Annotated in this window: 15 protein-coding genes; 4 read left to right on the forward strand and 11 right to left on the reverse strand. The window is 29.5% G+C overall.

What is annotated here, in order from left to right:
• Positions 1–77: 77 nt before the first annotated feature.
• Positions 78–854 (forward strand): hypothetical protein, encoded by a 777-nt coding sequence (locus CLSA_RS20095; RefSeq protein WP_022750051.1) that lies wholly within the window; start codon positions 78–80, stop codon positions 852–854.
• 274 nt (positions 855–1,128) lie between these two features.
• Positions 1,129–1,725: a DUF4489 domain-containing protein gene (locus CLSA_RS20100; RefSeq protein ID WP_022750055.1), complete on the forward strand. Its 597-nt coding sequence runs from the start codon at positions 1,129–1,131 to the stop codon at positions 1,723–1,725.
• 384 nt (positions 1,726–2,109) lie between these two features.
• Here the strand turns inward: CLSA_RS20100 and CLSA_RS20105 are convergent, their stop codons facing one another.
• The 3 genes from CLSA_RS20105 to CLSA_RS20115 form a co-directional block, all read right to left on the reverse strand.
• Entirely contained in the window at positions 2,110–3,849 is a 1,740-nt protein-coding gene (locus CLSA_RS20105) for a flavin monoamine oxidase family protein (RefSeq protein WP_022750060.1), read from the reverse strand.
• Positions 3,850–4,166: 317 nt separating this feature from the next.
• A complete protein-coding gene (locus CLSA_RS20110; RefSeq protein ID WP_022750065.1) occupies positions 4,167–5,306 on the reverse strand; it encodes an aminotransferase class V-fold PLP-dependent enzyme in 1,140 nt (379 codons plus the stop codon).
• Positions 5,307–5,854: 548 nt separating this feature from the next.
• Complete coding sequence (locus tag CLSA_RS20115; RefSeq protein ID WP_022750067.1) at positions 5,855–6,643, reverse strand: hypothetical protein; 789 nt, start codon at positions 6,641–6,643, stop codon at positions 5,855–5,857.
• A 314-nt stretch (positions 6,644–6,957) separates the two neighbouring features.
• Here CLSA_RS20115 and CLSA_RS20120 point away from each other — a divergent pair, with 314 nt between their 5' ends.
• Positions 6,958–9,204 (forward strand): DNRLRE domain-containing protein, encoded by a 2,247-nt coding sequence (locus tag CLSA_RS20120; protein ID WP_022750072.1) that lies wholly within the window; start codon positions 6,958–6,960, stop codon positions 9,202–9,204.
• Positions 9,205–9,641: 437 nt separating this feature from the next.
• Here the strand turns inward: CLSA_RS20120 and CLSA_RS22705 are convergent, their stop codons facing one another.
• Positions 9,642–10,616, reverse strand: a complete 975-nt coding sequence (locus CLSA_RS22705) for a glycerophosphodiester phosphodiesterase family protein (RefSeq protein ID WP_022750076.1) — start codon at positions 10,614–10,616, stop codon at positions 9,642–9,644.
• 196 nt (positions 10,617–10,812) lie between these two features.
• On the opposite strand from CLSA_RS22705, the gene CLSA_RS20135 reads away from it, so the two are divergent.
• On the forward strand, positions 10,813–11,961 hold the full coding sequence (locus CLSA_RS20135) for an N-acetylmuramoyl-L-alanine amidase family protein (protein WP_022750081.1): 1,149 nt from the start codon (positions 10,813–10,815) through the stop codon (positions 11,959–11,961).
• A 431-nt stretch (positions 11,962–12,392) separates the two neighbouring features.
• On the opposite strand, the gene CLSA_RS20140 is transcribed toward CLSA_RS20135, so the two are convergent.
• The 7 genes from CLSA_RS20140 to CLSA_RS20170 form a co-directional block, all read right to left on the reverse strand.
• Complete coding sequence (locus CLSA_RS20140) at positions 12,393–13,439, reverse strand: InlB B-repeat-containing protein (RefSeq protein ID WP_022750083.1); 1,047 nt, start codon at positions 13,437–13,439, stop codon at positions 12,393–12,395.
• A gap of 96 nt (positions 13,440–13,535) precedes the next feature.
• The gene (locus CLSA_RS20145) at positions 13,536–16,430 is read right to left on the reverse strand and encodes an Ig-like domain-containing protein (RefSeq protein WP_022750087.1); all 2,895 of its coding nucleotides are present in this window, start codon (positions 16,428–16,430) and stop codon (positions 13,536–13,538) included.
• Positions 16,431–16,999: 569 nt separating this feature from the next.
• Entirely contained in the window at positions 17,000–18,628 is a 1,629-nt protein-coding gene (locus CLSA_RS20150; RefSeq protein WP_022750091.1) for an N-acetylmuramoyl-L-alanine amidase family protein, read from the reverse strand.
• A gap of 380 nt (positions 18,629–19,008) precedes the next feature.
• Positions 19,009–21,126: an N-acetylmuramoyl-L-alanine amidase family protein gene (locus CLSA_RS20155; RefSeq protein ID WP_022750095.1), complete on the reverse strand. Its 2,118-nt coding sequence runs from the start codon at positions 21,124–21,126 to the stop codon at positions 19,009–19,011.
• 226 nt (positions 21,127–21,352) lie between these two features.
• Positions 21,353–21,760 (reverse strand): type VII toxin-antitoxin system HepT family RNase toxin, encoded by a 408-nt coding sequence (gene hepT / locus CLSA_RS20160; RefSeq protein WP_022750099.1) that lies wholly within the window; start codon positions 21,758–21,760, stop codon positions 21,353–21,355.
• Complete coding sequence (gene mntA, locus CLSA_RS20165) at positions 21,735–22,178, reverse strand: type VII toxin-antitoxin system MntA family adenylyltransferase antitoxin (RefSeq protein WP_022750101.1); 444 nt, start codon at positions 22,176–22,178, stop codon at positions 21,735–21,737. Before mntA ends, hepT begins: the two co-directional genes overlap by 26 nt.
• A gap of 584 nt (positions 22,179–22,762) precedes the next feature.
• Positions 22,763–25,033, reverse strand: a complete 2,271-nt coding sequence (locus CLSA_RS20170) for an N-acetylmuramoyl-L-alanine amidase family protein (protein ID WP_022750105.1) — start codon at positions 25,031–25,033, stop codon at positions 22,763–22,765.
• Positions 25,034–25,180 lie beyond the last annotated feature (147 nt).

Genomic DNA, 25,180 nt, shown 5'->3' on the forward strand with positions numbered 1-25,180 from the left:
TTAGGCACATTCAAATATTGAACTTTTTATTTATTTTCACGTGCCTTATTATAATTCTTTGAAAAGGAGGATAATTTATGTCCGTAAATTTAAAAAGATTTTCACCACGTCCTGGTCTTGTAAATAAACAAGGACGTTTACCAGATCCTTCTGAATTGGTTTGCATTGAAGTACCTAAAATATTTGATCAATGTTTAATCAAAAAATGTCTTGTATATGGTGAAGGTCCAGATACAAATACAACTGATTTCGAATTAAGAAGTAACCCTCTAACAGATCCTAAGAGATATATTGGTAGCAGAGACTTTAATTTAACATTACTCTCTGTGGATAAAATTCCACTAATGGGAAATCCAAATTTTAAAAAAATAATTATTTCTTACAAAATTTCTTTCTGTGCAGATTATATTGATGCTAATGGTGTAAATAAAAGTGAATTATATGAGATCAATAGAACAGATGTAATTGGAAAATTTTATTGTCCTGATTCTATAGCTCAAATTTCTGCTAGTTTTGTACCTGGTAATCAGCCACAAGATTTGGATTCTAATATAATAAAACTTGAAATGGTTGCTGATGCTCTAGCTGGTGAATTACTAAAAGATGAAGCTGGAAAAGAGGTTTTAGATATCACTTTGGGATATTATATCATTGTAAAATGTGAACTTATTGTACAGCTCCTTATCCCAACTTACGACTACTGTCCAGTTCCTAAAGCACCATGTGAAGAAGAACCGGAGGAAGATCCATGCGAGATATTTGAAAAAGCTCCAATTCCTAAGTTCTATCCTGATCAAAATTTAGATCCATTATTCCCAGATTGTGATGATGGTAATCGTAATGAAGAAATGTGATAACCAATCTAAAGTAAATATGATTAACTTTTTATAATCACAAAATAGCTGAAAAACTACAATCAAATAACGTATCTCTACTAAAATTGACAACTATAAAAATATGATAATACTTTTACTTTTTATTAATTTCTTATATTTTATGATAAATCTTACGTATTATCATCACGTATAACAATGAGATTCATATATTATAGTAGAGGAACAAAATACACTAATTATAATATTAGTAATTTAAAAATAAAATTTATTTAATTTAAAGGAGGATTTTATTATGAATTCATTATCACACGGAAATTGCGGTGGTACTGCTGGTACTGGCAATATTTGTCCAAATCCTTGTCCACCAAGATTTGCTGCCTGTGCAGCTGGTGCTGAGGAATTGCATCCTCTACCATGTCCAGCACTTTTACAATGCGGTGAAGCTTCAAATCCTAGAATTACTTCAGTTTTTACACCTTCAACAACAACTCCATCAATTTCATTAGCTGAAGTAGAGATTGACACAACTTGTTTGTGTTTCCCAAATATAAAAATTGAATTTTCTACTTTAATAAATGCTGATATAACTGGACCTGCTGGTTCTGTAACAATTAGACTAAGCAGAAGCTGCAATAGTGGTACTAATAACTGCAATGGTGGTACTAGTAAAACATTAAGATCTTATACTATAAATCTATCAGGTGTTGGTGGTTCAACTATTACTACACCATTTTCCTTTGTTTTCTGTTCAGAAAACGTACCATCAAAAGACTGTACCTACTTTGTTGATATAGTATCGGCTAATCCTGGTCCTGCTACAGGTAGCTTCATTGAATTTACTAATACTGATATAGCAGCATTAGCCGTTGGTTGTGCAAGAATTTGCTAATAATTAATAATTAATCATTATATTTGAAAATGTATCTGGTGCCGCTACAAGACTAATAGATTTAGTTTTGTAGCGGCTTATTTTTAATGAAAGAACTCCAGAATCATCTTCATAAATTAAAATTCATCTGCTAATTATGGAGCAAAATAACTAATCCTGTTTAAGTACGCTTAAGATTCAGAAGCTTTCAAATAATTAATGTTATATCTTAAATATTAGAATTTTTTTTGTTTAACTCAAAAGGAGCATCGCTCCTGATTAAAATTTAATCATTTTACGACGCTCATATCATTTTAATTTCAATTTGTACTGTAAAATTAATATTTTAGAAAGAAATCTAACCAAATAGTTAAAAAATAACTATAAAATTAAATTCAATTATGATTAACTTCTTTTTATATTTACCGCATTATCATTTATCCTTTTTGCTATTTCATTTGCAGCAATCATACCACTTTGAAGAGCTCCTTGCTGAGATACATGCTTTTGTGATATATGCTCTCCTGCAAAAAACACTTTATCTTCCATCTCTGGAACTGTTACATTATATGAGAAAAGTGTTTTATCTCCCGGTTTTGATAATGCCCCTCCAGTCCATATATATTGTACATCAGACCAAATTAATGACTTATAATCAATTAATTTATCATCAAGATAATGAAGAGATAAACCATGAACTCTTTCTACATATCTCATAACATCATCAAGTAACAATTCTGGATTCTCATTTCCAAGCCTTACTGCATCCTGCCCCCAGCTATAACCTGCTAATAATGCACCAGCCTCTTTATAGCTTGCTCCATGTTTTAATATCCACTTGCCATATTTATTAGCTACAGCTTTTGCATGATCTGAAGGATAGTAAATTGAAACTAGAGGAAGATCTGTATGCGAACTTCCTCCTACTATCTTTGTTGATGCATTTCCCATTTCCCAAAATCTATTTTTAAGATATAAGTATATCTTGTGTGCTATTTCATAATTCATTTCACTTATAGCCTGCATTTTTCTATTTGTGAAAAGAGGTTCTATTTGAATTCTCCTTAAACTTGAAAATGGTATTGCACATATTACATAGTCAAACTCTTCGGATGTTTCTTTATTATCCCTACAATCCATGTATTTAAGAATAACTTTATCTTTTGAAGAAGAATCATATATTCCACTAACAGGGAAACCCATTTTTATTTCTACTTTCCCTAATTGTTCTTTATTAATATCTTTATAACCCTCTTCGCTTTTATCACAAAGTGCTTCATATAATGACTGAGGCAAATTAATCATTCCATCGGTAATACGATAGTTATATTCAAAATCTGCTGTATAGTACTTTTGAAGCATTTCTATAAGACTTAAACTAAAAAATTGTTCTTTGCCATCTAAATATCCAAGCATTGATATGGAATCTTGACTAAGATCTACATTCTCATATGCATTTCTATAATTTAATTTATCTATTTCTTTTATATTCTTTGAATATTCAGGTTTAACTTGAATCAATTCCTTTCTTAGTTCTGCTGAAAAAGAGCTTAAATATTTTTTACATATTCTTTCATGAAGTTCACGCCATGATTTTTTACCTTCAATTTTACTTAAATTAAATTTAGGATATATATTATTTTTGGCACTTATACCACTAGCATCATTAACCGCACGCTCATCTTTAACATAAAATAAAGAATTATAATTATAATCCACGAAAGGACTTGTCTCAAGTTTAAAAAGATTTATATAATGCCAGGTAGTTTCATGAGATATTGGTATACTCATTGGTCCTAACTCGCCATAATACTTTCTATTTCTATCAAAATAATGAGTATATACCCTGCCTCCTATTCGCTGACTTGCTTCAAATAAAACAATGTTACAGCCTATCTTTCTAAGTTCAAAAGCAGCAGCTAAGCCAGCTTCTCCAGCACCAATTACAGCTACTTTTATATTTTTTGCGCATCCAGCTTTACAAATATTAGTTATATCTTTTGGCGGACTCATTAAATCAATTATATTATTTAAATCATCTGATCTATTCTGTATCTTGAGTATATATTCAAGCATCGTATATCTTTCAGACTCACTAGGATTATCTATTTGATATGGAGAATCTGTATTCTTATAAGAATTCATAACTTTCACATCCTAATTTTTATTACATATATAGTTATATATGTATGACGTTGCAACTAGTGTAAAAGTCGAATTAATTGCACGTTTATTACATATATCGTTATATATGTACTGAATTCTTCTTAGGCACATGAAAGAAAATAATATACCAAAGATGCGATACATATTTGGTGCCAGACAAGGGAAGTAAGTTTTGGTAATAGCGAGCCTATTGGCAAAACTTACTGACGCAGTATGACGCAAAATAGGTAAGCATACTGGTCTATTATTTTTTCGATTGTGCCTTATATTAGGCAGTGAAAATATTTGAATGTGATTTATCTTACTTTATATATCCTCATTATTGCTACTATTAACTTTTCTATATCATCAAATGTATTAAAATATCCTGGGCTCACTCTTACTGTACCAGCATATTCTGTCCCAATCACGTCATGTATTAATGCTGCACAATGATATCCTGTTCGTACTGCTATTCCTTCTTTATCTAATTCTTCACCAACAATAGAAGCATCTACTCCTTCTATATTAAATGAAACTACTGGTCCTCTTTTATTTCCAGAATAACTTCCGTATATTTTTATATAAGAGAGTCTTTTTATTTCTTCTAATAAGTATGATGTTAATTCTTCTTCATATTTTTGTATGCTGTCTATTCCAATTCTTTTAATAAATTTAACACCTTCTCCAAGACCTGCAATCCCTGGTGTATTCAGAGTTCCACTTTCAAATTTGTCTGGCAAAAAATCTGGTTGGATCATAAAATGAGAGTTACTCCCTGTTCCGCCTTCCTTAAAATTCTTTAATTTTATACCTTCTCGTATAAATAAACATCCTGTCCCTTGTGGTCCTAGCAATCCTTTATGTCCTGAAAACGCCAACAAGTCAATATGCTCCCTTTCTACATCAATTGGAATAATCCCAGCACTTTGCGATGCATCAACCATAAATATAATCCCATTTGATTTTGAAAGGTTTCCTATATTTTTAATATCTTGAATGCTTCCTAGCACATTAGATATATGACTTATAATAATCATTTTTGTATTTTTCTTAATCTCATCCTTAATATCCTTAATACTAACATATCCAGCTTTATCTGAACTTATTAAAGTGACGTCAACGCCTTTTTCACTTAGCGAATGCAATGGTCTTAAAACAGAATTATGTTCAATCACTGTACTAATAACGTGATCTCCTTTTTCTAAAATTCCTTTAATCCCTATATTCAAAGCTTCTGTCGCATTACTTGTAAAAATCAAATTAAAAAGACTTGCAATATTAAATAAATTGCATATCTCCTCTCTTGTTTCCATAATTTTCGAAGCTGCCTTTACAGCTATTTCATAAGAACCTCTTCCGGGATTAGCAGCATAGTTTTTCATACATTTTAGTACTTCTTCATAAACTTCTGATGGTTTTGGAAATGATGTTGCTGCATTATCTAAGTAAATCATATGAAACACCCTCTCAAATTTACGCGTTATGCTAGTTAATTTATAAAAAAACTCTAGCAAAATTCAATAATTCAAATTATAGTTAAGACACATGAAAGAAAATATTAAAGCAATTTTCTTAATTGTGCCCAATCAAAATAAAAACTTTATAATAAGAACAATGATTGAAATGCTAGAGTTCAATTCTTATGGTTTTGAAAAATTTTATAATACAAAGAACTTTTCACAGTTTCTATTGTATTAAAGCATATGAAAATAAATAACAGGTCCAAAGTTGCGATGGATACTTTTCATCAGGCAAAGAGGTAAATTGCCCTCATAGTGGGTCTATTAGGTCAATTTGCTGATGTAGCATGATGGAAAATAGTCCAGCAAATAGGCCTGTTATTCTTTTGAATGTGCCTAATTACTAATGAGTATAATGTAATAATAATCACTTCTATGAAAAATATAAGGAACATATTTTTTAAAACTAGCGAAACGCATAAATATAAAATTTATACTTTTACAAAGCCTAGTTAATTAGAATTTATTATACACATCCAATCCTAATTATTATCTTTATAATCATCATCTTCATAATCATCATCGGATTCTGAGAATAATGGCCTTAAATTTTGATCTGGATAGAATTTAGGTACTGGAGCATTTTCAAATTGTACACATACATCCTCAGGCTCTTCTTCAGCACATGGTTCACCTGGAACTGGGCAATAATCATAAGTTGGAATAAGAAGTTGAACCACAAGCTCACATTTTACAATTATATAGTAACCTAAAGTAATATCTAAAACATCGTTTCCTCCTTCATCTGTCAACAATTCACCAGCTAGAGCATCAGCTACCATTTCAAGTTTTAATATATTACAATCCAAATCTTTATCATGGTTACCATGTATGCAACTAGCAGAAATTTGAGCAATTGAATCAGGACAATAAAATTTCCCAATTGTATCTGTTCTGTTTATTTCATATAATTCACTTTTAGTTATCCCATCAGCATCAATATAATCTGCATAGAAAGAAATCATGTACGAAAGAATTATTTTTTTGAAATCAGGATTTCCATTGTTTGGAATTTCCTCTACTGAAATCAACTTTACATTAAAATCCCTACTACCAATATATCTCTTCGGATCTTTTAATGGATTGCTTCTTAACTCACAATCAGTTGTATTTGTGTCAGGCCCTTCACCATATACAAGACATCTTTTTATTAAGCATTGATCAAACACCTTAGGTACTTCAACGCATACTAATTCAGAAGGATCTGGCAAACGTCCTTGCTTATTTACAATTCCTGGACGTGGTGAAAACTTTTTAAAATTTATTGACATAAATTCTCCTCCTTATAAGACTATTACAAACATAATTTATTTAATACTTATATTACATCGTATGTCAAAACATAAAAATGGTGACATTGAAAAATTAGATAAAATATTTTCCCATATTTAGGTTCCTACTTTAACAAAATTTGTATTGAATCCACAAAACTTCATTTAATAAATGAACTTAATAAAAACATATTTCATAGTATGTTTTAGTAATAAGGTATATAAAGAATATCATGTTAGTATAAGGCACAATTAAAATTTAATTTGCTATTTTTTTCATATGCCTAAAATTTTAATTTTAAGGAGTAATACTATTGGAAAATTCAATAAAAATTAATTGTAACGATGCAACTTATGTTTGCAAATTTCATTCAAATACAAACTTTTCTAAAAATAATTCATTACTAGTTGGTGGTTTTACTAATAAATTATCAAGTTTTAACTTATATAGATCTATACTAAACTTCCATATACCTGATTTAAAATCTGATTCTATTAAAGAAGCATATTTATTTTTATTTCTTGAAGATATTAAATATATTCATAACGGTCCTGAAAATTTAATACTTTTGGGCAATTCCGAAAATATTGATATACCTAATGCTAACTGGACTAATTTTCCAAACAATAATTTTACAAAACCAGTAATCCTAAGTATGCCTAATACTTATGTAGGATCTTATTTAAAAGTTGATGTAACTTCTATAATAAAATCCTTAGTGAAATTTAATATGAATTACAATATAATTTTGACTCCTCCAAATAAAAACTCAAATGCTATATTTAAATTAGCTTCATCCATGTCTTATACCCCACCTTATTTAAATATAGTGACCTATGCTGAAGATAATATAGAATTTTCTGAAGCTTCTGAGATAACAGAAAATATTGAAGCTATCGAAAATGATACTTATGAAAATACATCTGAAAATGTTACTAAAAATATTAATGATAAAAGTTCTGTTTTAGATGAAAATCAATCAGATATTTTACCTTCTATAAAAAATGAGCTTATTAATATTCTATTGAAAAAAAATATTGCCTTAAATCAAAGCTTAATTAACTATATTACTAACGAATTTAATAAGCAAACTTCTGTTTTAGCTTCTATTAGAAGTACAATAAATGATGCAGACAATTTTATTACCATTAAAAAAGCTCTTGACTCTCATACTAATAATTTAAATAATCAAAATTTAATTCTAGATTTTATTAAAGATAAAGTTAATAATAATAAATCTTTTGTTGTTACTGAAGATTTGCTTAATAAAATTGTAAGTACATTGAATGAACAAGATTCTACTCTAGCTCTCATTAAGGATAACCAAGATTCTGTTGCTACTCAAAATATGTTAACTTCTATTTCTGATAATCTTAACGAGAAAATTTCTACTTTAGACGAAAATCAATCGAATATATTATCTTATATAAAAAATGATCTAATTAATAATTTATCTGAGGACAATAATACACTAAATCAAAATTTAATCGATGATATTACAAACAAATTTAGTGATCAAGCATCACTATTAACTTCTATCGAAAATAAAATTAGCAACTATACGATTGTTGATGATTTATATAAAAAACACATCTCCCTAACTCAAAACTTACTCCAATATCTTACTAGCAAGTTCAATGATCAAACTTCTATTTTAACTTCTATTGAAGATGAAATTAATAACCCTAAATTTATTAATGATTTATCACAAAAGCACATTACCTTAAATCAAGATTTAATCGATTATATTAATACTAAATTTAATGATCAAATCCCTATTTTAACTTCTATTAAAGATGAAGTAAGCAATAATGAAAGTTGTATTAAAATTCAAAATACTCTAGATTCTCTTTCAAATAATTTAGAAAGTCAAAGCTCAATTTTAGATTCCATAAAAAATAAAGTTAATAATAATGAAGCTTATAGTATTGCTGAAGATTTGCTTAATAAAATTGTAAATACCTTAACTGACCAAGAATCTTCTTTAACTTATATTAAAGATAAAGTAAACAGTGATGAAGAATTTACTAATATTAAAACTATTTTAGGCTCTTTTTCAAATAATTTAGAAAATCAGAGCTCAATTTTAGATTGTATAAAAGATAAAGTTAATAATAACATTCCTGAGTCTCTTTCCGAAAAGTTGGACACTCAAAATTTGAAATTAGATTCTTATAATGATTCATTTAATGATATAACAAAAATTTTTTCTGATAAATTAAATAGCATAGATAATAAAATGGATTCTATTGATAATAACTTAATAGATTTTAAAAAAGACAATACTAACAATTTCGATTCCTATATATCCCCTGTAAGTAATGATATATCAGAATTAAAAAATGCTATATCTCCTTTAACTGAAAATATAAACATGTTGAAAAGTAACATTGATACCTTAACCAATGCAATTAATTCTAAAAATAATACTATTGATGAAAATGATAAAATTAATTCCACTAACTTTAACTCCATAAATTCTCAATTATCAGAGCTATCTACAAATTTAAAAACATTAACAGAAACTATTAACTCAATTGCAAATGAACTTTTAAATTAAACCATAATCACAATTAAGGCACATGAAAATAAATAACAAGTACAAAGTTGTCATGAATATTTTACATCAGGCAAAGAGACAAATTAACCTCATAGCGGCTATTAGGTCAATTTGCCGACGCAGCACGATGGAAAATAGACTAGCAAATGGACGTGTTATTTATTTGATTGTGCCTAACTACACATTTTTTAAGAAAAAGATATATTAAAGTTATGTGGTAACTTACCGAAATCAAATACATTTTTGTTCCACAGGACTATTTTAATCACATCCTCCCAGATAAGCAAACTACGAACTAGATTTAAACTTTGAAATATATTCAAAATTAGAAAGGAAGTTAATTCTTTTGCGGAGCATTGCATTTAGAATATTGATATGGATTTCTATAGCAATCGAGCAAAAGAATTAACTTCCTTTCGGTGAATTATCACATAAGTCTAAATCCCAAGTTGTTTATCTATATTGGGAAATGACTTAATTACATCATTTAATTTTTCAACTTCATTTGTAATTATACTATCAGCACCAGCTTCTATAACCATCTTCATATACTCAATCTCATTAACTGTATAAGGATTAACTTTAATTCCTGCATTCTTTATTTCTTTCATATATGATTTATTTAAAATACTATAAAAACATGGATGATAACATTCAACATCAATATCATTTAAATATTTAGGTACGTTAGCCAACGTCGAATCTGTTAATGCACCTAAAATTATTTTACTTTTAGGCTTAGTTTTATCATTCTTTAATTTAGTATTTGTGTTTTTATAATTAGCACTATTGCTATCTTTTAAAGTTTCTACTTGATTAGCCATATATTCAATCTCTTGCTTTTCAAGCTCTCTTATCTTAACTAAGCTCATATGATTAAATGTTGAAATTATAACTCTATCCCTTAAGTTATATTCATCAATCATACTTATAACCTTTTCTTCAAGTTCATCATATTCAGATATACTATTTTTAAGTTCTAGATTTAATATTTTCAAATCAGAAGCTGAAAAAAGTTCTAACAAATCCCTCAAAGTTGGTATTTCTTCACCATTATTATTTTTAAAATATTCAACTTCATCTAAAGTGTATTCTCCCAGTTTAGAACTATTAATTTCTTTTATAAGTTGTAATCCCTCAATTGCTTCACCTTTTAAAGCTTGAACCCTTGGTACACTCTTTGTTCTAAACTCTTTTAATTCTTTTAATGTATAATCTTTAACAAAACCATGTCCGTCAGTTGTTCTATCTAGAGTTTCATCATGAATTATAACTGGAATTCCATCTTTCGATAGCTGAACATCTGTCTCTATGCCATCTGCTTTATACTCAATCGCTTTTCTAAAGGCAATCATAGTATTTTCATCAAACTTTCCACTATATCCTCTATGAGCAATATTTAGTATCTTCATTTTTACTCCACCTTTATGAACAATATTTTCCAAATCAACCGTATAAATATATAATACTACATTAAAAATACTCAATCCAGTATTGTTTTAAGATTCTAATTTAATTTATCTATAAATCAAGCTTATTTTTATCATATACTATATTACTTCATGGTAAAATATAGTATATATAGTTAATGATTGGAGGATCTTTATTATGAACAAAAATATAAAAAAGTTAATTTCATTTACAATTATCTTTACTGCCTTTTCTATATTCACACCATCAACTATAAATATATTAGAACAAAGTGCTTATGCATATTCTGAGTATGAAATAAATGCTTTATCCATATCATCTGGTTATTCTATAATACCAATTTATGATAGCATAACTTATAATAAAGATTATAAAATAAAAAACGGCGACAAAATTCCATCAATTATTTATTCAAAAATTTCTTCTGATAAAGCTAGCTTCAAACTAAATACACTCGAAACTAACGCAGTGGATATAAGAGCATTTTCAGGAAATGAAAAATTAAATGATATTTATGGTGAAATAACCATCCCAGAAGGAGAAAGTAAATCAATTTATATAAGACTCTATAATTCTAAAAACGCTTCGGATAATGATTATGATTCAGAGTACGAACTTATCGTAGAAAGAGAATCTAGTAACAGTACGGATAATGATCTTGATAATGAATCAGAAGATGATACTATAACCTTAAAAGACTATGATGATATTTATTTAGATAATTTAATTTTATTTGATAATAATGATAATAAAATTGATTTTACTTTTGATAAAACAAATCCTATTTCCAACATAAATATTGATAAAAGCATCTCGTGTATTACAGTTAAAGCCATTCCAGAAGAACAAGTTTATAATTTACTTATTAATGATAAACACATAAAGACTAGTGGTAATGATAAAGATAAGCGACTAATATCTTTAGATGAAGGTAAAAATATTATAAAAATTAGAATTGTAGATTCTTTTAATCATAAACGAAGAGAATATTTTTTAGTTGTAACAAGAGGACAAGATAACTCAGAAACCTATAATAATAATAATAATAATAATAATGCAAATACCAATTTAGAAAATGCACAAGGAAATTATATAAAAACAAATGGTAATTGGCAGTATAAAAAAGCTGATGGTACTATAGCTGTAGGATGGACATTTATAAATAATGAATGGTATTACTTCGATTCAACAGGAGCAATGAAAACTGGCTGGTTAAAAGATACTTCTGGAAAATGGTATTATCTAAAAGAATCAGGAGCTATGGCAAAAAATACTGTAATTGATGGCTATACAATAGTTTCTGACGGCTCAGCAATTAACAAGTAAATTTTGAATTTAAACTTATGATATAACTAACTGAAATCAAATGCATTTTTGTTCCACATGACTATGAAAATTCGCTGGAAGTTTCTAAATTAGAGATTGCTCCATTCCTGCATCCTCCTCAATGAATTGAGGACAAGCAAAAATGGAGCAATCTCTAATTAACAAACTTCACAACTTATTTTCAAATACCTGTTTCACAAAAATGTATTTGATTTCTAGTATAGTTATACACTTAAATTTAGTAAATATGTTTATTTACTCTGATTGTAAATTAAACTTAAAATTTGTTTATTTTGTAGATAAACAAACTATGAACAATATTTAAACTTTGAAATATATTCAACACTAGAAAGAAGCTATATTCTTTTTCGGAGTGTTGCATTTATAATTTGGCTGTAGGTATTTCTTCGGTAGAAGTTGTTCATCTATACTTAATCTACTATTGTTATTTGAATTTCACCATATACATTTGAACCATCAGTTGCAGTTGCTTTTACAATAACTGTACCTAATTTGCTTGGAGTCAATCTTCCTGTTGAGCTTATTGTTGCTGACCCAGTTCCATCTTCAACTGACCATGTTACATTTTGAGTAGTGGCATTGCTTGGCAATACAGTCCTTGTCATTTGTAATGTACTATTTAATGTAATTGTTGTTTTACTACCTACAGACACAACCTTTATGCTTGTTACTGGAATGTTTTGATCACTGCTTGTATTATTTGTATCAGTATTGGTAGACTCATTCCATTGTGCATATAATGTAAGATCTTTTTTGACTGTTATCTGATCATCATATTGATAACTTGTGCCATCGCCATTCTTCTTAGTGTTCCATTCTACAAAATCATATCCACTCTTTGTTGGTTCATACAATGTTACCTTTTTATCTTCTTCAACATTCTTTGTTTTAAGAGACGTTCCATCGTCATCCTTGAATTGAATTTTATATGTCTTAACTGTATTTGCATCATCCGATGGAAGATCATTATTCATTTTTGTATCCGAACTATTTACAATTTGACTTGGCACATATGGTCGTACATCAACACCATAGTAATCAAATGCCCTACTAGGCATTGGAGCTTCCCCTGATGTGCAAACTCCTTTTTCATTAAAATTATATAACTTTGTATTTATCATAGCTGAGCCTGTCTCCATTGCCCCACTATCTGTAAACAAATAAATTTTACCCTCTATTTGTATTACTCCTTTTTGCATAGCCCCGCTTAAATCTGCATAATACCATAAACCATTGCTGCTAATCCATCCAGTTTTCATAAGTCCTGTATCATCAAAGAAATACCATGTTCCATTTATATATCTCCATCCTGTAGCATAAGTATAACCTTCTGTATAATACCAACCTTCATTATAACTTCCGATCCATGCTGCAGAAGCTCCCAAAGGAGCCATTACAAGTAGAGTTGAAGAAATAATACAACTTGCAATTATTCTTTTTAAATATATATACTTCATTTTCAGTCTCCTCTCTGGCAGTGTGAGACTGTCCTAAACTAATACTCAATATTACATGCTAATGATACCATTTTTTAAGACAGTCCTAGCTTATCATTAAGTTGTTTTTTTTGGGTTTATAGTTATAGTTGCAGTTCCACAAGCTCCAAATCCATCATGTGCCGTTGCAATTACAGTTACTACTGTTTTTTGTGTTATATTTGAAGTTGTAGTTAACTCTCCAGTATTGTTATTAATTGATACTTGTCCCGTATCTCCACTAATTCCTTGAATTGACCATGTAACTACTTTATCGGTTGCATCAGATAATCCATCCGCACTCATTTGTAATTGCTCACCAGCTGTTATTACTTGTGATGAAGATTGTACTTGAATACTTGTTACTGGAACAACTACATCTACTAATAATTGTCCTTTTATACTATTATCATAGTTCGATATTGCTATTACTTTTACCTCTCCATTAGCTATTCCTGTTAAAATTCCAGTGCTTTCTTCTATAGATGCCAATCCTGGATTTAAAGTTAATTTTGATGAATTGTTATTTATTTCATCAGTTGTAGCTTGAACAACCAACCACTTAACTGTTTGATCTTTTGCATCACTAGGTAATACAAAAGCATTCATTTGTAATTGTCCATTAGTAGCTACTTTTTTTGAACTATTAGCTCCTAGCACTACAAGTGATTCTACTTTTCGAATTATTTCTACTTCTTTAGTTGCAATAGTATTTGATCCGTCTTTAGCTTTAACTATTATTACTACTTTTCCTGGTGACTTAGCTGTTAATAATCCATTTTGATTTATAGTTGCTTTATCTGTATCAACTGGACCAGAAGAACTCATTTCTTTAACTGACCACTCAACACTATTATCACTTACAACCTGTGGAGTTGTTACTGCAGTCATCTTTAATGTAATTGGTGAGCTAATAGTATCACTTCCTATTTCTACATTATCCAAGCCATCTATTGTAAGCTTACTTACTTTGATAAGTTGATTACTTATAGTTATTACTTTACTTCCCACAACACCAGAACCATCTGTTGCTGTTGCTTGTACTAATACTTCTCCATTTTTTGTTGCCGTTAATATACCACTTTTACTAATTGTTGCCTTATCCGTTGTAGTTCCCTTAGCATCATTCTCCACAACTGACCATGTCACATCTTTAGTATTGGCATTAGTTGGTGTTGCTGTTGCTTCCATTTGCAATGTTCCACCATTAGTTGTTATGCTTGAAGAAGTTGTTTGATCTGTAACGCTTCTACCTATTACATCAATACTAGTTACTAATTGAACTACATTTATTTCTTGTGAGCCAGTAATTACATCTCCACTCTTAGTTGTTACCTTGGCTGCTACAGTTACTGTTCCTGGACTAGTTCCTGTTAAAACTCCTGAACTATTAATCATTGCTTTTCCTGTCATTGTTGATCCACTTGTAGTAGAATCTTTAACTGACCATTCAGTAGAACTTATATCTGCATTAGTTGGCACTAAATCTGCATACATTTGTAAACTATAATTATGAGTACTATCTCCAACATTAACTACTTTTAAGTTATCTTTACCTCTCACTGCCATAGATGTTAACTTAACAGTTTGATTACTTATATGAACAAATTTACTTCCAGTAATTCCAGATCCATCTTTAGCTGTTGCAATTACTTTTACTGTTCCATTGCCAAGAGCTGTGAGTACACCAGAATCACTAATTGTTGCATTACCTATTGCATCTCCAGTATTTTCTGCAACTTTACTAACACTCCAACTTACTTCTTTATCACTTGCATTTTCAGGTAATACTGATAATAGTGTTCTAATATCTAATGTTCCACCATCTTGTGTTATTGCAACGCTATCGCCACCTATTGTAATACTTGTTACTAAAGTCTTTTGTGCTACTATATTTACATCCTTAGATGATGAAAGTCCTGAACCATCTGCTGCAGTTGCCGTTACAGTTACCTTACCAGTTGTAGCACCTGTTAATATTCCATCATTATCAATTGTAGCACTTCCACCATTATTAGTAACAGACCATTTAACCTTTGTATTTGTGGCATCACTTGGCAATATATCCGCACTTAATTGAATTTTCTTTCCAACTTCAACTTGTGAATCCCCACTTATTGAAATACTAGTTACTGATTTTGTATCAGTTTCTTGCTTCCAAATAGCATATAAAGTTAAATCTGATCTGATTTTTACATTATCTCCAGAATCATAACTTTTTCCTTTACCACTACTCATAGTATTCCATTCAACAAATTTATAACCATCTTTATCTTGTTCATCTAACTTAATAGAACGTCCATATTTAACTGTTTTATCTTCAATATCTTTTCCATTAATGCTATCCTTAAATGTAACTTTAAATTTCCTTCCTTCATTTGGATCCTCGTCTGATTTACTCTGATCTACAATCTCTTCATTATATTTAGATTCATTTGGTGCATCAATGTTACTTGTACTATTACCTGAATCTAACACACATTTTCCATATTCATCAAATTGTTTGTTAGCTGATGGCGTACTATTGCTTACAACTGCACCACTATTATCTAATGTATAGAATGTTCCATTAATAATAGCATGTCCAGTTTGCATTATTCCGTTAGATGTAAAAATATATGTACTTCCTACTATCTTAATTATTCCTGTTTGCATTACTCCACTCGCATCAGAATAATACCAATTGTTATTATAATAAATCCATCCTCTTTTTAACACACCAGAATTGTCCAAATAGTACCATGAAGAATCAATTTTTATCCATCCTGTTTTCATTATTCCATCTTCATCAAAATAATATGTTGAACCATTAATTTTATTCCAACCAGTTAATTTACTATTCCCTTGAGTATAATAGTAATTATTTTGATTATCTTTTGTCCATGCTGCAAATGCTCTAGTTGGATATATTGTAGCCGATACTGTTCCAACAATAGACAGTGCAATTATCTTACTTATTAATTTACGTTTCATACAAGCTCCTCCTGTTATAATTTCACATTCACCTTATTTTTACTTTATAGAATTATATAATTATAATTAATCTTATGTTATCTAAAGCACATGATTCATTAACCATTAACAATGCATATTTACAATTTTTAATATAGACTTTATATAGAGTTTCATGTTGATAACAAGACATATGAATTCCTACAAATTGAGAAATATCATTGATTTTTTAATCTCATAAGTTTCAATCCGAACAATATTATTACCTATTTAATCTTCATAATATTGATTATCATTGCAAAACTTTATAACTAAAAATATAATCTTCTATTTTAAATTCCTTATAATTTTATGCCCAGTATTCCCCATACAAAGACTAATATTGCTTTTATGTATATTATCGTACAAGTTTCCTATAACTATATAAGGCACAATCAAAAAACAATACACCAATATGCTTGCTTATTTAATATCAGACAAAAAATAAGCGTCACACCTTTAGTCTATTATTTTTTTCATGTGCCTAATTCCTCAAGTGATAATCAAGAAAATAACTTTCTTAATTATCATACTGAGGCGATCATTAAAAATTAATTACTCATTGCTCCAGCAGTGTCAAATGTATATGATTTTCCATTGATAGTAGCTGTTCCAGTTTGCATTGCTCCATTTGAATTTAAGTAATATTTCTTAGTACCTTCTTGTAACCATCCTGTTCTCATTGAACCATCTGCATTTAGATAGTACCAAGTTCCAGATAGGTTAACCCAGCCAATTTGCATAATACCATTTTCATCCAAATAATACCACTTATAATCCTTTGATAACCAACCTGTTTTCATATTTCCTTGATCATCTAAATAATACCAATGATTATCATTTATATAATAAAACCATTTTCCTTTTACTTGATCACCCTTATCATCATAATATTTCCACTTATCGCTTACTGTATCTTTAACCCATTTACTAACTACTGTATTATTGGATGTAGTTTGATTTGTGGAATTATTATTTGTGTTAGTATCATTAGTTGTTGTATTACTTGTAGTATTTGTTGATGTATTGTTTGCAGCATCTGTTGATGTATTATTAGTTGTGCTATTTTGCGAAACTGTTCCTCTTGTTACATTAAGAGTATAAATTCTTTGTTCTCCATCACTATTTTTAACTTTAACCTGAATTTCCTTTGTTGAATTATCATCTAAATTTACAGTTTTTTCATAATCCGAATCAACTTTACCACCATTAACTTTTACTGTATCATTATCATCTTGTGGTTCAGCTTTAATTGTAAGTTTATTCACAGACGAATCAACATTTACATTGTATTTCGTTACTTGTTTATTGTAGTCTAACTCAACATCACCATTATTTAATTTTAAATCTTTTAAATAAATCTTATCTTGAGTTGTATCAATATCAGAATTGTCTGTTGTTGTATTGCTCTTACCACCTCTATAAATATTTAGAGTATAAGTATTTTCATTGCCGTCATCATCAGTAACATTTATTTCAATTTCATTTGCACCTTTTCTTAAATCCACTGTTTCTTGATAATCATCGTCTTCAGTTACTTCATCCCCTGCAATTTTCACTGTATAAGATTTTTTACTTGGCTTAGCAGTAATCTCTATTTGATCTACAGACGAATTAACATCTACATCATATGAAGTTTGTGATTTAGAAAATGAAATATCACCATAATCTAAAGAAATCTTAGATAGTTGAACATCATTTGTAGAGTTTGTCTTTCTTTCTACTACAATTTTATATTCTTCAATAACATTAGTTTTTACGTTATTCTTATCAAATTTTGACTCTTTATATGTCCTTACATATAAAGTATTAGTTCCTTTATCAAGATTAATTTCTTCTCCAGAATCAAATGGAGTTCCTGTCTTACTATCATCTTTAAATACTTTAGTTACATAATTGCTATTTGTATCAAAAGTAAAATTAATACTTGATGATGATGTTTTTACATAATAAGTGTCTGTACTTGCTTTAAAATTAGTAGTATCTTCATAATCCTCATCTTCATACAAATTTAATTCATTATCAGTAGCAGCTTTATTTACTTGAAAATTATCTATAACTGTGCTTGATGCATATGCCTTTGTAATTCCTGTAATATTCATATATTTTGTTGGTTCAATTGTTGAAAAAGCACTAACTGCTAGTACAACTGCAATTATTCTTCTTATTCTTTTATTCATATTCTTCCTCCCATCCCTATATATCTACATTTTACCACCGCAATCCATACATTGTAAACACCTTCAATGTAATGTTTAAGCACCTTTAAGGAAGATTTAATATTAATTCGAACTTATGTGGTGACTTACCGAAAGAAGCTGCATTCTTTTTCTCGGTTGTTATATAACTTAGCTGTGGATTTCCATCAGCAGAAGTTATCTAATTAATGCATGCTCCTCAAGCAAGTTGAGGAAAAGCATGCATTAATTAGACAACTTCTGATTTTAGAAATCCACAGCCCAATTATCTGGCAACCGAGTAAAAGAGTCACACTTCTTTCGGTTAATCATCACATAATTCTAACTTCCAAGTTGTTTATCTATGAAACTTGGAATGTGCCTTACTCCATAGTTCCATCTGAATTGAATGTGTATTTTGTTCCATTTATATATCTTGAACCTGTTACCATTGTTCCATTGATATTGAAGTAATACCATTTTCCATTGATATTTGCCCATTCATTTTTCTTCATCTTACCAGTGGAATCATCCAAATAGCACCATCCATCTGATGAATATGCCCATCCTGTCTTCATTACTCCATTATCTCCAGCACAATACCAATTTCCATTATTTCTAAACCATCCTGTTTGCAATTCTCCTGATGAATCTTTAAAACAGTACCAGTTATCTCCTATTTGAAGCCAATCATTTGCTGCAGCGCCATTTTCCTTCAAATAATACCACTTATTATCTGACCATTTCCAAGTAGAAGACGCCATGGAACCATCGCTATTAAAGAAATACCAATTATCATCAACCTTTAACCAATCTTTAGTCATTTTTCCATCAGCTTTTACATAATAATAGTTTCCTCCTGACGTAATCCAATCTGATTTTTTAACTGCTCCGCTTGAATCAACAAAGTACCAATCGTCCCCGTCTTGAACCCATTGAGTAAACAATTCATATCCCTTATCTTTGTCAAAATAACATTTCTTATTATTAACAATCTGCCATCCGGTTTCCATAGCTCCGTCAATTCTATTAAAGTAATAAGTCTTGCCATCAATTGTCTGAGCACCTTTTGAACTTATTCCATCCTTATCGTAGTAATACCAATATCCATCTTTTTTAGCCCAGCCTGGATCATTATCAAACCTATCAAATACTTTATCCCATGCTTTATTCACATCATTATTTTTATCATTAAGAGAATCATTTAAATCTTCCATTGCATCACTTAAATCTTTCATAGCATCTGTGATATCTTCAACTGTATTATTTATTTTATCAATAGCATTATTCACCTTATTAGTTATATCAGTCTTTACATCTGGAATCATAACAAATGTAGATCCTTTCATCTGATTTTCAACTAATTGTTTTGCTAAATCATTTAGCCCTAATTTACTTACAACAACATTAAGCATTTCCGCTTCAGGACTATCTACAGGTGCTACATATTTGTATGTTTTTTTATCTGTTGTTGATGAATTTTTTAAATTTAGCAATAAACCTAAAATTGTTGTTTGTATACTTTGAGTTCCAGTATTAAAACTTATGTCTGTAGCATATCCTTTTAAATTATTAACTTCTGATGGAAAGTTTAGAATATTTAACCTTTTATCTTCGTCAGTATATAATGATTTAGATTGTTTAAACATGTTATATGCAGGATTATTGATTACATATAAAGCATTATTCTGAGAATCAATTACATTTATATGCAAACCATCACAAACAACCTTATTTGTTGAAGAATTTAAATCAATTGATTTACCATAAGTCCCATTATTATTAAGAGTTAAATTCTCTATTAAAGTTGAACTATTATAAGTTGCAATCCTTGTTTCTGCATTATAAGTATCCTGTGGATCTAATGCTATTCCAAGTATTCCACCAACCACAAACCCTTCTGCTTGAATAGTAGTTGGAGACGATGCTGTTAATCCATCATCACTTTTTAATTCTCTATATTGATATACAGTTACATTTTTAGCTTGTGACTCAATCATTTGCACTAATTGTGAATCCGACATTGAGTTTGCTTGATTTAACTCTTCTAACACAGTTGTTGCTGACGATTCCAAATCAGTTCCTGATTGTATCATATCATTGTTAGAAGTAGCTTGTCCCTTAACTTTCATTTCAGTTCCCTTGTTTTTAACTTTATTAACACCTGCTATCATTTGAGAAATATTACTTTTTAATGTATTACCAATACTTAAAGCTGTTGCATCATCTAATGTATATGCTACACTTCCACACTCCTTAAATTCACTTATTACCGATGTGGAATATCCTGTTTTACTAGGTATCATTGCTTTAACAACAGTTTTCAATGCTTGATCTTGACTTTCCATCGCTACTGTATTTTTTTGTGTATCTATATTTATTACTGATTGATTGCTCTCTGCTGCATTTGCAGTTTGGCTAAAAATATTATTAGGAATAGCACTACTAATCCCTGTGGAAACCAGTACTAATGCCACTATTTTATTAATTCTTCTTATCATATATACCCGCCTTCCAATTTAGGCACATCCCCCAAAAATAATAAGTCCATTTGCTAGCCTATTTTCCATGACAATTTACCTCCTTGCCTGATGAAAATATCCACATCAAATTGGACCTGTTATTTATTTTCATATGCCTTATTTTCATGTATCTTATTCTAATATTATATCACCTATATTAATCAGTTCAAATGTTCTTATACTCTCAAGTCTAATTTTTAGTTTTCTATAACAATTTATTTATTTGATAAATATATTCTTCAAAGTCCTTTAAATGACTTTCTATAATAATCTGTACAACTTTTAAATTTATTGCTCTATAATCATGAACTGCTATGTTTCTAAATCCAACCATAGATTTCATTTTTTTATTTAACTCATTATCTATTATATTATTATGATTAAGTGCCTCAAAAGAATCCCTGCTATTCTGTGGAACACCTAATTTCTTTTCCGATACTATATGCATCGCTAAGTCTATTGATGCTTCACATGCTCTTTGTATATTTAAAATTATTGAATCCTGCTTTGTATAATCATTTAGATTTTCAGGGTTATTATCATACACTTCATTAATTCTATTCACACATCTTTCAATAGTCTCAATTTTATTTAAAATGACGTCCTTTCCCATATACAGATCCCCTTTCTTTAATTTTATTTAAAATAACTTCTCTTTCCTCGTTCAATAGAGCATACTCTTTTAGTGCCCTCATTTCAAAATACATACGTTTAGTATCATCGCAGCAGTATATATTCTTTCCAGTACCAACTACCTGTGCTCTAAAAACTGTAGATGATGTATTTAAATTTATAAGATCTACTTCCCTTTTAAAAATATCAGCCAATTCCTGTGCCTTCATAAAACATACATATGGATCTACATCATTAATTGTTAAAAATGCAATATCAATATCGCTATCTTTCCTAAGTTCATTTCTAGATGCAGAGCCAAATAAGTATATAACTATAGGATGAAATTCTTCATTTAAAATTTCAATAACTCTATTTAGTTGTGCTTCATCTAATTTTTCATATATAATTTCTGACATATCCCCCACTCCACTCCTTAATGTCCTTTCTACTTATTATATATTATAGCCAATTCAATTAAAACTAAATCTAAGGTAAAATGTAATTAAATAGGATTATGTGGTAACTTACCGAAAACATATACATATTTGTTCCATCGAGCTTATGAAATTTTCGCTGGAAGATTCTAAACGGGAGATTGTGCCCATTTCTGCATGCTCCAAATATTCATTTTGACAAGCAGTAAACGGAACAACCTCCCATTTAAAATGTGTTTTAAAATACTTTAAAAAAATCTGTTTTTTCTTAGTAAAATTAAATATATATATTATGAAATAACTTTAAGCTTTGTAATTATATCAAAACTAGAAAGAAATGGTGCTCTTTTGTTGAGTGTTACATTGAGAAAAGGACTGTAGGATTTCTTCAGTAGAAGTTGTTCAATTTTAGCATGTCCTTAACTTGCTTAAGGAACATGCTGAAATTGGTACAACTTCTACTGGTAGAAATCCTCAGTCCTTTTCTCTAGTAACCGAAACAACAGAGCACCATTTCTTTCGTTGAATTACACCATAACTCTAAATTCTAAGTTATTTATCTATATTTAAATATTATTTAAGTTGATCCATTTACCATCAAGGAACATCATTCCTGTTTTCATCGCTCCATTATTATCAAAATAATAATTTTTGCCTTGTATTGTTTCCCATCCTGTTTTCATTTTTCCTGCATCATCAAAATAGTACCATACTCTTCCGTTGTATAACCATCCATTTTTCATAGTACCATCATCATTTAAATAATACTTATTCTTATCGTAAGTTATCCAACCTTTTTGCATAATGCCATGGTCATCCATGTAGTACCATCTTCCTCCATATAATGTCCAACCTGTTTGCATTTCTCCAAGATCATTGAAGAAATACCAGTTTCCATCATACATAGCCCAACAGTTTGATCTCATCGAACCATCACCTTGAAGATAATACCAATATCCTTTTTCATAAAACCATCCAGTAATCATTATTCCATTTGGATTTAAGTAATAATAATTTCCATCAAGATTTATCCAGCCATTCTTGTCCAAGTAGCCATTAATGTCTAAGTGATACCATTGGTTATCATATTTAACCCATGTATTTTTTTGTTGTACTCCAGCACCATTATAAAATGTCCAGTTATCGCCAACAAGTACCCATTGGTTTGTTCCTTCGATATCTCCTCTTATTATACTTAATTTATAAGTAGTAGTTTTAGAAGTATCTTCACCTGTAACTTCTACTGTAATAAGATTAGCTCCTATGTTAAGTTTAACATAATCTGATGATTGTCCACTTGTATACTCTTTATTTTTACTATTTTCATCATTTGGATCAATTACTTTCATTGTCGCCTTATCATTTTGTGCTGTAAATGTAACTTTAACTTTTTCTACACTCCTAGCTACTTTTACACTATAAAGATAAGTTTCTGGATCAAATGTTGGAGACATTGTTCCATCAGTTACTGAAAGACCGCTTAAATTAACATTATCCTTAGAATATCTTCTTGTAACATTTAACACATATGTATTACTATTATTCTTTGAATCTGTTACTTTTACATTTATAACATTGCTTCCTTCGTCTAAGCTTACATAATTTGAAGTAGCTCCACTTGGCACAGTCTTACCATTAACTGTAATAGTAGCATTAATATCTTCTGCTGTAGGAGTTACTCCTATTGACGTAACATCATTCTCAACAATTACATTATATTCATAAATGCCTTTATTAAACGTTGGTGTAAGAGTTCCAGATGTTAAATTTAGAGAAGTAAGAGCTGCACTTCTAAACATCTCTGTTCTTGTTACCACAATTGTATAGACATTAGTATCTCCATTTGCAGTTGTTAACTCAACAGTAACAGTATTTTCCCCTTCTTTTAATTTAATATTTTTACTCTTCTTACCACTTGTAACAACACTATTATTTACTTTTATTGTAGTTGAATTATCAACTGATGTTGGTGTAAAAGATATTGTTGTCTGATCTGTTGGAACTGTTAATTGATAATCAAATATATCTGAATTAAATGCTGGGTCCAATGTTCCTATTGATGGAACTAAAGATTGTAATTTTGCTTCACCTTTCTTAGAAATTACTAAAGTATATACCTTAGAAACACCAAGTTTAGTTACCTTTATACTTATTACATTATCTCCACCAACTAAATCAACAGTATTGCTGCTTGAACCATTTATTGTGCAAGTCATTGGAGTTCCATCACTCTCAACCAATTCTATTTTAGCACTTTTTACAGACGCCGCCACATTAGGTAAAATATACTTTCCTCCTATATCGGTTCCATAATTTAATGGATGAGGATCTATCTCTCCATCCAAAGTAACATTCATTTTTCCAAATTGTAATGTTGAATCTACCTCAAATTGCATAGTTAATGTGCTAGATTGTATATTTCCATTTGAATCCTGAACAGTAATTGTAAGATCAAAATCACTAGCATCAGTTATTGAAGAAATATTCCAATTATAATTAGTGCCATTTGACTGCTTTTGCACTGACATACTATTAGGATTGCTACTTGCAACATCAGTAATAGTATAACCTGAACTTGGTACCAAATTAAATGTTTGTCCTACTGGAAGTAATCTAGCAATATATTTACCCGAACTAGTTTTATCTATAGTTATCTTATTAGAATCTTCTATAGAATTACTTTTGTATAATGTTACTCCTTGTATTTGACTGACTCCAGAGCTGATAATTATGTCAGCACTAGCAGGTTTTATATTTCCTATTTGCACTGTTGCAACTAGCACAGTAAAAACTAACAAATAAGAAATAATCTTTTTAAAACTAATTTTACCTTTCATTATTAATACGTCCTCCCTATCTAAGGCACATTCAAAAAAATAACGAGTCCATCTGCCAAGCCAATTTTTCATCATGCTGCGTCAACAAATTCCTCTAATAGCCCGCTATGAGACAAATCCGCTTCCTTGCCTGATAAAAAATAATCA

Origin of the sequence: Clostridium saccharobutylicum DSM 13864 (assembly GCF_000473995.1) — a bacterium.
GTDB classification, from domain to species: Bacteria; Bacillota; Clostridia; order Clostridiales; family Clostridiaceae; genus Clostridium; species Clostridium saccharobutylicum.